The sequence below is a fragment of the Aquabacterium sp. UBA2148 genome (genome assembly GCF_002328915.1).
In the GTDB taxonomy this organism is placed as follows: domain Bacteria; phylum Pseudomonadota; class Gammaproteobacteria; order Burkholderiales; family Burkholderiaceae_C; genus Aquabacterium; species Aquabacterium parvum.
On record NZ_DCXA01000203.1, the window covers coordinates 1 to 11,347 of the forward strand.

At 64.5% G+C, this 11,347-nt stretch carries 6 protein-coding genes, 6 tRNA genes and 1 pseudogene; 12 read left to right on the plus strand and 1 reads right to left on the minus strand.

The window, feature by feature from the left end; translation table 11 throughout:
- The 8 genes from B2W70_RS11245 to B2W70_RS11280 all read left to right on the plus strand — a co-directional run.
- On the plus strand, window positions 1-1,609 hold a 1,609-nt coding region (locus tag B2W70_RS11245), incomplete at its 5' end, for an efflux RND transporter permease subunit (RefSeq protein ID WP_286745749.1).
- Window positions 1,610-1,760: 151 nt separating this feature from the next.
- Window positions 1,761-1,847 (plus strand) — tRNA-Leu (locus tag B2W70_RS11250).
- A 43-nt stretch (window positions 1,848-1,890) separates the two neighbouring features.
- Window positions 1,891-3,210 (plus strand): trigger factor, encoded by a 1,320-nt coding sequence (gene tig, locus B2W70_RS11255; protein WP_058089069.1) that lies wholly within the window; start codon window positions 1,891-1,893, stop codon window positions 3,208-3,210.
- Window positions 3,211-3,527: 317 nt separating this feature from the next.
- On the plus strand, window positions 3,528-4,136 hold the full coding sequence (clpP, locus tag B2W70_RS11260; protein WP_058089068.1) for an ATP-dependent Clp endopeptidase proteolytic subunit ClpP: 609 nt from the start codon (window positions 3,528-3,530) through the stop codon (window positions 4,134-4,136).
- A 59-nt stretch (window positions 4,137-4,195) separates the two neighbouring features.
- Entirely contained in the window at window positions 4,196-5,473 is a 1,278-nt protein-coding gene (clpX, locus tag B2W70_RS11265) for an ATP-dependent Clp protease ATP-binding subunit ClpX (protein WP_058089067.1), read from the plus strand.
- Between the two features lie 118 nt (window positions 5,474-5,591).
- Window positions 5,592-8,012, plus strand: coding sequence for an endopeptidase La (gene lon / locus B2W70_RS11270; protein ID WP_286745752.1), 2,421 nt, complete (start codon window positions 5,592-5,594; stop codon window positions 8,010-8,012).
- Window positions 8,013-8,142: 130 nt separating this feature from the next.
- A tRNA-Gly gene (locus B2W70_RS11275) sits at window positions 8,143-8,218 on the plus strand.
- A 97-nt stretch (window positions 8,219-8,315) separates the two neighbouring features.
- Window positions 8,316-8,389 (plus strand) — tRNA-Cys (locus B2W70_RS11280).
- 70 nt (window positions 8,390-8,459) lie between these two features.
- Here B2W70_RS11280 and B2W70_RS11285 read toward each other — a convergent pair.
- Window positions 8,460-8,551, minus strand: a tRNA-Leu gene (locus tag B2W70_RS11285).
- Window positions 8,552-8,787: 236 nt separating this feature from the next.
- Between B2W70_RS11285 and B2W70_RS11290 the strand changes: the two genes are divergently transcribed.
- The 4 genes and pseudogenes from B2W70_RS11290 to B2W70_RS11305 form a co-directional block, all read left to right on the plus strand.
- Window positions 8,788-8,863, plus strand: a tRNA-Gly gene (locus B2W70_RS11290).
- Between the two features lie 49 nt (window positions 8,864-8,912).
- A tRNA-Cys gene (locus B2W70_RS11295) sits at window positions 8,913-8,986 on the plus strand.
- Window positions 8,987-9,155: 169 nt separating this feature from the next.
- Entirely contained in the window at window positions 9,156-11,039 is a 1,884-nt protein-coding gene (locus tag B2W70_RS11300) for a tetratricopeptide repeat protein (RefSeq protein ID WP_286745754.1), read from the plus strand.
- A 38-nt stretch (window positions 11,040-11,077) separates the two neighbouring features.
- A pseudogene (locus tag B2W70_RS11305) lies at window positions 11,078-11,347 on the plus strand (hypothetical protein); the annotation flags it as partial.

The following is an 11,347-nucleotide window of genomic DNA, read 5'->3' on the forward strand; positions in this document are numbered from 1 at the left end:
CCTGGGCCTGCTGCTGCTCAAGACTCGTCCCAAGGTGGCCGAGGGCAACAGCCACGACCTCTACGACACGCCGTTCTACGGCCGTTTCAAGCGCTTGGTGAACTGGTGCGTCGAGCACCGTTGGGCCACCATCGGCCTGACCATCGCCGCTTTGGTGCTGGGCGTGATGGGCATGGGCAAGGTGCAACAGCAGTTCTTCCCGGACTCCAGCCGCCCCGAGCTCATCGTCGACCTGTGGCTGGAGGAGGGCGCCAGCGTCCGCGCCTCCGAAGACGTTGCTCGGCGCTTCGAGGCCCGCATGCTCAAGGAGCCGGGCGTCAAGACCGTCAGCACCTGGATCGGCAGCGGCGTGCCGCGCTTTTACCTGCCGATGGACCAGATCTTCCCGCAGAGCAACATCAGCGAGGTCGTGCTGATCCCTGAAACCCCGAAGGAGCGCGAACGCCTGCGCAAGGCACTGCCGGAAATCCTGGCCACCGAGTTCCCCGAGGTGCGTGGTCGCGTGCGCCTGCTGCCCAACGGTCCGCCCGTGCCTTACCCGGTGCAGTTCCGCATCGTGGGAGAAGACATCACCATCCTGCGCGGCATCGCCGACCGCGCCAAGGACGTGCTGCGCACCAGCCCCGACCTGCACGGCGTCAACGACAACTGGAACGAGTCGGTCAAGGCCATCAGGTTGTCTGTGGACCAGGACAAGGCCCGCGCCTTGGGCGTGAGCTCGCAGTCCATCGCCCAGGCCAGCCGCATCCTGACATCGGGCGCCACGCTGGCGCAGTACCGCGAGGGCGATCGGCTCATCGACATCGAATTCCGCGTGCCGCAATCCGAGCGCCTGACCCTCGAAGCCCTGGACAACGCCTACGTGCCCAGCGCCACGGGTCGCATGATCCCGGTGCTGCAGGTGGCCAAGCCCAAGCTGGTCTGGGAGGCGGGCGTGCTGTGGCGCGAAGGTCGCCATTTCGCCATCACCGTGCAGGCCGACGTCCGCGACGGTGTGCAGGGGCCGACGGTGAGCATGGCCTTGTGGCCCAAGCTGCAGGCCATGCAGGCCGAGCTGCCGCCGGGCTACCGCATCGAGCTGGCCGGCACCGCCGAAGAAAGCTCGAAGGGGCAGGGCTCCATCTTCGCCAACATGCCGGTGATGCTGTTCATCATCTTCACCTTGCTGATGCTGCAGCTGCAGAGCTTCTCGCGGGCCATGCTGGTTTTCCTGACGGGCCCGATGGGCATCGCGGGTGTGGCCATGGCCCTGCTGGCCCTGAACCGACCGTTCGGCTTCGTCGCGCTGTTGGGTGTCATCGCCCTGATGGGCATGATCATGCGCAACTCCGTCATCCTGATCGACCAGATCGAGCAGGACCGCGCCCGCGGCGTGCCGGCCTGGGATGCCGTCGTGGGTGCGGCCGTGCGGCGCTTCCGCCCCATCGTGTTGACGGCGGCGGCGGCGGTGCTGGCCATGATCCCGCTCAGCCGCAGCGTCTTCTGGGGCCCGATGGCCGTGGCCATCATGGGCGGGCTGATCGTGGCCACCTTGCTGACCCTGCTGGCCCTGCCGGCCATGTACGCGGCCTGGTTCAGGGTGCGCCGTCCCGAGGAGGCCGCCACCTGAAGGCTGCGGCTGCGCGTTTTCCTTTGGCCCGCCACGGGCAAAACGGGGCCCGCACCGCAGTAGAATCCCAGGTTCCGACCGAATCACCTGGTTCGCCGGCCGGCGCTCCTGGAGTTTCCAGGGGCGTGCCGACGAACCTTCCGCTGTCTGTGCGCGGGTGGCGAAATTGGTAGACGCACCAGGTTTAGGTCCTGACGCCAGCAATGGTGTGGGGGTTCGAGTCCCCCCCCGCGCACCACAGACAACCCTTTTCTTTTTACCTTTTGCAGAGAGTTCAAATCATGGCGATCACCGTGGAGACCCTCGACAAGCTGGAGCGCCGCATCACGCTGTCGCTGGCAGCCGATGCCCTCAAGAGCGAAGTCGATGCCCGCCTCAAGAAGCTGGCTCGCACCACCAAGGCCGACGGCTTCCGCCCCGGCAAGGTGCCGATGAACGTCGTGGCCCAGCGCTACGGCTACTCCGTCCAGTACGAAGTCATCAACGACCAACTTGGCGAAGCCTTCGCCAAGGCCGCCCAGGAGGCGCAGCTGCGCGTGGCCGGTCAGCCCCGCATCGCCGAAAAGGAAGGCGGCCCCGTTGAAGGCCAACTCCAGTTCGACGCCACCTTCGAGGTCTACCCCGAAGTCACCATCGGCGACCTGACCGCCGCCGAAGTCGAGCGCGTGAGCTCTGAGGTCAACGACGCCGCCATCGACCGCACCGTCGAGATCCTGCGCAAGCAGCGCCGCACCTTCGCCCAGCGTCCGGCTGCCGAAGGCGCCGCCGACGGCGACCGCGTCACCATCGACTTCGAAGGCAAGATCGACGGCGTGCCCTTTGACGGCGGCAAGGCCGAGGGCTTCCAGTTCCTGGTTGGCGAAGGCCAGATGCTCGAAGCCTTCGAGAAGGCTGTTCGCGGCATGAAGACCGGCGACTCCAAGACCTTCCCCCTGGCCTTCCCTGAGGACTACCACGGCAAGGACGTGGCCGGCAAGGAAGCCGACTTCCTGGTCACCCTCAAGAAGGTCGAGCAGCAGAACCTGCCCGAGCTGACCGAGGACTTCATCAAGTCCCTGGGCCTGGCAGAAGGCACCGTCGAAGCCCTGCGCGCCGACGTCAAGCGCAACCTCGAGCGCGAGGTCAAGTTCCGCGTCCTGGCTCGCAACAAGGCCTCCGTCATGGAAGCCCTGCTCAAGGTCGTCGATTTCGACCTGCCCCAGTCCCTGGTGGCCGCCGAAACCGACCGCATGGTCGAGGCCGCTCGCGCCGACCTGAAGTCGCGCGGCATCCCTGACGCCGACAAGGCCCCGATCCCCGCCGAGATGTTCACGCCCCAGGCCGAGCGCCGCGTGCGCCTGGGCCTGACCGTGGCCGAGCTGGTCAAGGCCAACAACCTGCAGGCCAAGCCCGAGCAACTGCAAGCGCACATCCAGGAACTGGCCCAGAGCTACGAGCAGCCCGCCCAAGTGGTGGCCTGGTACATGAGCGACCGCCAGCGCATGGCCGAAGTCGAAGCCGTCGTCATCGAAGGCAATGTGGCTGAATTCGTGCTGTCCAAGGCCAAGGTGACCGACAAGGCCCTGGGCTTCGAAGAGCTGATGGGCCAGCAAGGCGCCTGATCGCCTGACCGAAACCTGCCTGGGCGGGTTTCAGTTGCGGTTCAGCCCAAGGCACCGGCAATCCTGAGTGATTGCCGGTGCCTTTTGTTTTGTGCAACCTTCCGGGGCGCGATCTGAGGATTTCGTCACGGGAAATTCCCTGAGGCTGACAGGCCACGGCGGTGTTTTTCCCCGCTGTTTGCGCGCAACGGAAAAACGACGTCAAGGTAGCGACGCCTTTTCCGGCCTTCGGCGCACCCGCATCGCACGTCATAATGATTTCAACCGAGGCCATTGCCCACGGCAGGGCCTCAGCACCGACGCGTACAAGGAAGCACATGAGCGCACTGGACATTCAAAACCTGGGCATGGTGCCCATGGTCATCGAACAATCGGGTCGCGGTGAGCGCGCCTACGACATCTACAGCCGCCTGCTGCGCGAGCGCGTGATCTTCCTGGTCGGCCCCGTCAACGACGCCACGGCCAACCTGGTGGTCGCCCAGATGCTGTTCCTCGAGAGCGAGAACCCCGACAAGGACATCTCGTTCTACATCAACTCGCCCGGTGGCTCCGTCAGCGCAGGCATGTCGATCTTCGACACGATGAATTTCATCAAGCCCGACGTGTCCACCCTGTGCATGGGCATGGCAGCTTCCATGGGCGCTTTCCTGCTGGCCGCTGGCGCCAAGGGCAAGCGTTTCGCGCTGCCCAACAGCAAAATCATGATCCACCAGCCGCTGGGCGGCACCCAGGGTCAGGCCACCGACATCGAGATCCATGCCCGCGAGATCCTGAAAACCCGCGAGCAGCTCAACAAAATCCTGGCCGAGCGTTCCGGCCAGCCTCTGGAGAAAATCCAGAACGACACCGAACGCGACTACTACATGACGGCCGAAGAGGCCGCCACCTACGGACTCATCGACAAGGTGCTGGAAAAGCGCGGCTGAGCACCACCTCTCCGCAATCCTCTTTTCCGGCCCTTGCCGACACCTGACAGGCCTGCACCATGGCAGACAAAAAAGGCTCTTCCAGCGAAAAAATCCTCTACTGCTCCTTCTGCGGGAAGAGTCAGCACGAGGTCAAAAAACTCATCGCCGGACCGTCGGTCTTCATCTGCGACGAGTGCATTGACCTGTGCAACGACATCATCCGCGACGAAGTGGCGGCGGAGTCCGAGCAAACCAGGCCCTCGCGCGGCGATTTGCCCACCCCCGGCGAAATCAAGGCCAGCCTCGATCAGTATGTGATCGGTCAGGACACGGCCAAGCGCACGCTGTCGGTGGCCGTGTACAACCACTACAAGCGGCTCAAGCACATGGGCTCGGGCGACGGCAAGAAGCCTGACATCGAGCTCAACAAGAGCAACATCCTGCTGATCGGCCCCACGGGCTCCGGCAAGACGCTGCTGGCCCAGACCCTGGCCCGACTGCTCAACGTGCCCTTCGTGATCGCCGACGCCACCACGCTGACCGAAGCCGGTTACGTGGGTGAAGACGTCGAGAACATCATCCAGAAGCTGCTGCAGAACTGCAATTACGAAGTGGACAAGGCCCAGCGCGGCATCGTCTACATCGACGAGATCGACAAGATCTCGCGCAAGTCCGACAACCCGTCCATCACGCGTGACGTGTCGGGTGAAGGCGTGCAGCAGGCCCTGCTCAAGCTCATCGAAGGCACGATGGCTTCGGTGCCCCCGCAAGGTGGCCGCAAGCACCCGAACCAGGACTTCCTGCAGATCGACACGACCAACATCCTGTTCATCTGCGGCGGTGCGTTCGATGGCCTGGAAAAGGTCATCCAGAATCGCTCGATCAAGTCGGGCATCGGCTTTGGCGCATCGGTTCAGAGCAAGGACGATCGCAAGGCCGGTGAGGTCTTCCGCGAGGTCGAGCCCGAAGACATCATCAAGTTCGGTCTGATCCCCGAATTGGTGGGGCGCCTTCCGGTGGTGGCCACGCTGGGCGAGTTGACCGAAGATGCCCTGGTCAAGATCCTGACCGAGCCCAAGAACGCGCTGGTCAAGCAGTACCAGCAGTTGCTGAACATGGACGGTGTCGAGCTGGAAATCCGGCCGGCCGCCCTGGCCGCCATCGCCCGCAAGGCGTTGGCGCGCAAAACCGGTGCCCGTGGCCTGCGTTCCATCCTGGAGCAATCGTTGCTGGACACCATGTTCGAACTTCCCACACAGGAGGGCGTGCAAAAAGTTGTGCTGGATGAATCCACCATTGAGGAAAACGCCAAGCCATTGCTGGTGTATCGGGAACAGGCCAAGGCCAGTGCCTGAGCGCGATTGAATGCGCTCCGTGGGGCACCGCTGAGAACCTTTTCCAAACGGGTTTTCGCGGTGCCCTTGTGTTTAGCCACTGAGGCCCCAAGTGGGCTTCAGAGAAAGTGAGCCCATCATGTCTGGACACCCCATTCTTCCTTCCGATCCCATCTCGCTGCCGCTGCTGCCGTTGCGCGATGTCGTGGTCTTCCCGCACATGGTCATCCCGCTTTTCGTGGGACGCCCCAAGTCCATCAAGGCCCTCGAGTCGGCCATGGAGTCCGGCCGCCAGATCATGCTGGTGGCGCAAAAAGCCGCCGGCAAGGACGAGCCCAAGGCCGACGACATGTTCGACGTCGGCTGCGTCTCCAGCATCCTGCAGATGCTCAAGCTGCCCGACGGCACCGTGAAGGTGCTCGTTGAAGGCGTGCAGCGCGCCAACACGCAATCGATCGACGACAGTGGTGAGTTCTTCACCTCGGTGGTCGTGCCCGTGCCGCCCGAGGCCCAGGTCACGCCTGAGGTCGAGGCCCTGCGCCGCGCCGTGACGCAGCAGTTCGACCAGTACGTCAAGCTCAACAAGAAGATCCCGCCCGAGATCCTCACCTCGATCTCCGGCATCGACGACGCCGGTCGCCTGGCCGACACCATCGCCGCCCACCTGCCGCTCAAGCTCGAAGCCAAGCAGTCGGTGCTCGACCTGGTGACCGTGTCCGCCCGCCTGGAAAAGCTGCTCGAGTTGCTCGAGCACGAAGTCGACATCCTGCAGGTCGAAAAGCGCATCCGTGGTCGCGTCAAGCGCCAGATGGAGAAGTCGCAGCGCGAGTACTACCTCAACGAGCAGGTCAAGGCCATCCAGAAGGAGCTCGGTGAAGGCGAAGAGGGCGCTGACCTCGAAGAAATCGCCAAGAAGATCGAGTCGGCCCGCATGCCCAAGGAGGCACGCAAGAAGGTCGACGCCGAGTTCAAGAAGCTCAAGCTGATGTCGCCCATGTCGGCCGAGGCCACGGTGGTGCGCAACTACATCGAGACCCTGGTCAACCTGCCCTGGAGCAAGAAGTCCAAGGTCAAGCACGACCTGGCCCTGGCCGAGACCGTGCTCAACGAAGAGCACTACGGCCTCGACAAGGTCAAGGAACGCATCCTCGAGTACCTCGCGGTGCAACAGCGTGTCGACAAGGTCAAGGCCCCGATCCTGTGCCTGGTCGGCCCCCCTGGCGTGGGCAAGACCTCGCTGGGCCAGTCCATCGCCCGCGCCACCGGACGCAAGTTCGTGCGCATGGCCTTGGGCGGCGTGCGCGACGAGGCCGAGATCCGTGGCCATCGCCGCACCTACATCGGCTCCATGCCGGGCAAGGTGTTGCAGAGCCTGTCCAAGGTCGGCGTGCGCAACCCGCTGTTCCTGCTCGACGAGATCGACAAGCTGGGCATGGACTTCCGTGGCGATCCGTCTTCGGCGCTGCTGGAAGTGCTCGACCCCGAGCAGAACCACACCTTCGGTGACCACTACATCGAGGTCGACTTCGACCTGTCCGATGTGATGTTCGTGGCCACGTCGAACTCGCTGAACATCCCGCCGGCGCTGCTGGACCGGATGGAAGTGATCCGCCTGGCCGGCTACACGGAAGACGAGAAGGTCCACATCGTTCAAACCTACCTGCTGCCCAAGCAGATCAAGAACAACGGTGTGAAGGACGGTGAGCTGGAGGTCGCTGAAAGCGCCATCCGCGGCATCATCCGCTACTACACCCGCGAGGCTGGCGTGCGCTCGCTGGAACGCGAGGTCTCCAAGATCTGCCGCAAGGTGATCAAGGGCTTTGCGCTCAAGCAGCACACCGAGAAGGTCGTCGTCACCGATGAGAACCTCAACGACTTCCTGGGCGTGCGCAAGTACAGCTACGGCGAGGCCACCAAGGAAAACCAGGTGGGTCAAGTTGTGGGTCTGGCCTGGACGGAAGTCGGTGGCGACCTGCTCACCATCGAAGCCGCGATCATGCCGGGCAAGGGCAACATCATCCGCACGGGTCAGCTGGGCGACGTGATGAAGGAGTCGGTCGAGGCCGCTCGTTCGGTGGTGCGCTCGCGTGCTCGCCGCCTGGGCATCACGGACGACCTCTTCGAGAAGCGCGACATCCACATCCACGTGCCCGATGGCGCCACGCCCAAGGACGGTCCGTCCGCCGGTGCGGCCATGACCACGGCCTTCGTGTCGGCTCTGACGGGCATCCCGGTGCGCGCCGATGTCGCCATGACGGGTGAAATCACCCTGCGCGGTGAGGTCACGGCCATCGGTGGTCTGAAGGAGAAGTTGCTGGCGGCTCACCGTGGTGGCATCAAGACGGTGCTGATCCCGGAAGAGAACGTCAAGGACCTCGCCGAGATCCCTGAGAACGTCAAGAGCCAGATCGAGATCGTGCCGGTCAAGTGGATCGACAAGGTGCTCGAGGTGGCCCTGGAGCGTCAGCCCACGCCGCTGCCGGAAGACGAAGCCAAGGTGGTGGAAGCCAAACCGGACGCCGCGGCGTCGCCCGTCAGCAACGAGTTGCTCAAACACTGAAAATTTTGAGAGCACGTTGACGAAGGCGCTAAAAACGCGCTATAGTTCAGGTCTTCGCTGATCACGCGCCAAACGCGATCAACGCAAGCGAAGACGACAGGCTGAAGGAGCAATCTGAAGCCTGCGAAATGCGGGATTAGCTCAGTTGGTAGAGCGATACCTTGCCAAGGTATAGGTCGAGAGTTCGAGTCTCTTATCCCGCTCCACATTCCGAAGGGAAGCCCAAAAGGCTTCCCTTTTTCTCTGGTGAAGTCGATGGCGTGCGCACCTGCCGCCGGTTTTGCTGGATACTCTCAACACCCTGGCGCGGTAGCAAAGCGGTTATGCACCGGATTGCAAATCCGTCCAGCCCGGTTCGACTCCGGGCCGCGCCTCCAGAAAAACGAAGCCCCACTCGCTCACGCTGGTGGGGCTTTTTGTTTGGGCACCTCGGTGCCATGGGCGTGTTGGTGCCCCGAGCCGGGGTCGAACCGGCACGCTGCCTTTCAGCAAGCGGCGGATTTTAAGTCCGCTGTGTCTACCGATTTCACCATCGGGGCCTGGGCGGCAAGTGTAAGCCGGCCAGGTGCAACACCCGCCTGCTGGACCTGGTGGCCCACCGCAGGCGGGGTGTCGCGTCACCACAGCGATGAAAACTTGCAACACCTTGCCAAAGCCGCGAATTTCGATGTATAGTTGCGTTCTTCGCTGATCGCGACACCAGACGCGATCAAGGCAAAGACTGAAAAGTTCAGCCAAGCGAGCGTTGCAGGGGCTGTTGGCCGCTGCAACACATGCGGGATTAGCTCAGTTGGTAGAGCGATACCTTGCCAAGGTATAGGTCGAGAGTTCGAGTCTCTTATCCCGCTCCAAATTCGAAGGGAAGCCCGGTTTGACTTGGCTTCCCTTTTTTCAAGCTCTGGCGCGGTAGCAAAGCGGTTATGCACCGGATTGCAAATCCGTCTAGCCCGGTTCGACTCCGGGCCGCGCCTCCAGAATCAACAAAGCCCCACTCGCTCACGCTGGTGGGGCTTTTTTGTTGGCTGAGGCCAGAATTGGCCGCCTCCAGCCGCTGTAATCCGGCTCAAGCCCCCACGGCCCTTTGCCTAGCATCGACACATCCCCCATGGCGCCTGCCAAGGGGGCAGAACAGGACGTGTGTCGATGGACCGAAGCCGAGACGATCAGTTGATGCGCCAGGGGGCAGGGCAGCCGCCGTTGGCCGCCAGTGCCTTCGAGCAGGCGCTGGCGCAAGCCCGCTCGGGTCAGATGCCCTTGATGAGCTTGCTGGAGGTGGCGCAGCGCCCCGAAGTGGTGGCGCGTGCCGAGCTCGTGCGCGGCCTCTATGAGGCCTGGCTGGCCAACACCCAGTCGCCGCAACGCCACATCGCGCTGTTCAACCACGGCACGGTGCTGGGCGGCATGGGCGAGCACGTGGCCGCCGAGGCCGCTTACCGCGAGGCCTTGCAGCTGGCGCCAGGCTTCATGCAGGCGCACCTGAACCTGGGCCACCAACTGGAGCACCAGGGCCGCCACGACGAGGCCTTGGCAGCATGGGACATGGTGCTGCAGCTTTCAGCGCAGCAAGGCCAGGCAGGTCAGCAGGTGGACCTGGAGCTGCCGCTGCACGCCCTGAACAACTCCGCGCGCATGCTCGAGCAGCAGCGCCGCTACGACGAATCCGAAGCCGCGATGAAGCGCAGCCTGCTGCTGCAGCCGGATCAGTCGCGGGTCATCCAGCACCTGGTGCACATCCGCCAGAAGCAGTGCGAGTGGCCCGTTTATGCGCCTGTGCCCGGCGTGACGCCCTGCGCGCTGCAGCTGGGCACGTCGCCGCTGGCCATGCTGGGCGCCAGCGACGACCCGGCCATGCAGTTGCTGGCCGCGCGCACCTTCGTGCACGAGCGCGTCAAGCCGGTGACGACCAAGCTGGCTGCCCCGGTGCGCCAGCGTCCCGGCAAGCTGCGCCTGGCCTTCCTGTCGGGCGACCTGTGCCTGCATGCCGTTGGGTTGCTGACGGTCGAGCTCATCGAGCTGATCGACCGCAGCCGCTTCGAGACCTTTGCCTACTGCTGGAGCCGCGAGGACGGCAGCGCGCTGCAGGCCCGCATCCGTGGATCGCTCGATCACCACGTGCCCGTGGCCAGCATGAGCGACGAGGCCGTGGCGCGCCGCATCGCTGCCGACGACATCGACGTGCTGATCGACCTGCAGGGCCTGACCTCGGGTGCGCGTGCCGACGTCCTGAGCTGGCGCCCTGCGCGGCATCAACTGACCTACCTGGGCTTTCCGGGCACCACGGGCCTGTCGTCGATCGACCGCGTCATCGCCGACCGCTTCGTCATGCCGCCGGAGCTGCTGCCGTACATGACCGAGCGGCCGCTCTACCTGAGCAAGTGCTTCCAGTCGAGCGACCGGCAACGCGTGGCCTCCGAGTCGCCCACGAGGGCGCAGTGTGGCCTGCCTGAAGAGGGCTTTGTTTACTGCTCGTTCAACAACAACTTCAAGATGGGCCAGGCGCTGTTCCAGCTGTGGATGCGCGTGCTGGCGCAGGTCCCGGGCAGCGTGCTGTGGCTGCTGGCCGACAACCGCTGGGCCGAGGCCAACATGCGCGCCGAAGCCAGCGCCCATGGCGTGGACCCGGCGCGCCTGATCTTTGCCCCGCGCGTGGCACCAGCCGACTACCTGGCGCGCTTCACGGCGGCCGACCTGATCCTCGACACCTTCCCCTACAACGCGGGCACCACGGCCAACGACGTGCTGTTCATGGGCGTGCCCATCCTGACGTGCTCGGGGCGCACCTTCGTGTCGCGCATGGCGGGCAGCCTGTTGCACGCGGTCGGCCTGCCCGACCTGGTGACCGACAGCCCCGAGGCCTATGAGCGCATGGCGATCACGCTGGGCCGCGAGCCGGCGCGCGTGGCCAGCCACCGCCGCTACCTGGCCGAGCACCGCTTCCAGACCCCACTGTTCGACACGCCGGGCCTGGTGCGCGACCTTGAAACCCAACTCGAGGCCCTCGTGGCCGGCACCCTGGGCGAGGCCTGAAGGCCCCTCAGCGAAGAAGTGACGCGACGGAGCCTTCCTTGACGCAGCCCGACAGCGCCCCTCCCACCGAGCTGCCGGCCGACACCACGGTGCCGCCTGGCAACACCGAGCCCGTGCCGGGCACGGCGGCGGACGCGCGCGCGGAAGACCCCTTGCTGGACGCGCTGCTGTGGCTGTGCCGTCACCATGGGCGCGAGCGCACGGCGGCTTCGCTGCTGGGCGAAACCGGTTTCACCTCGCCGCTGATGCCGACCAACGCCGTGCGCGTGATGCGCGACGCAGGCTTCCAGGCCGCCATCGTCACGCGC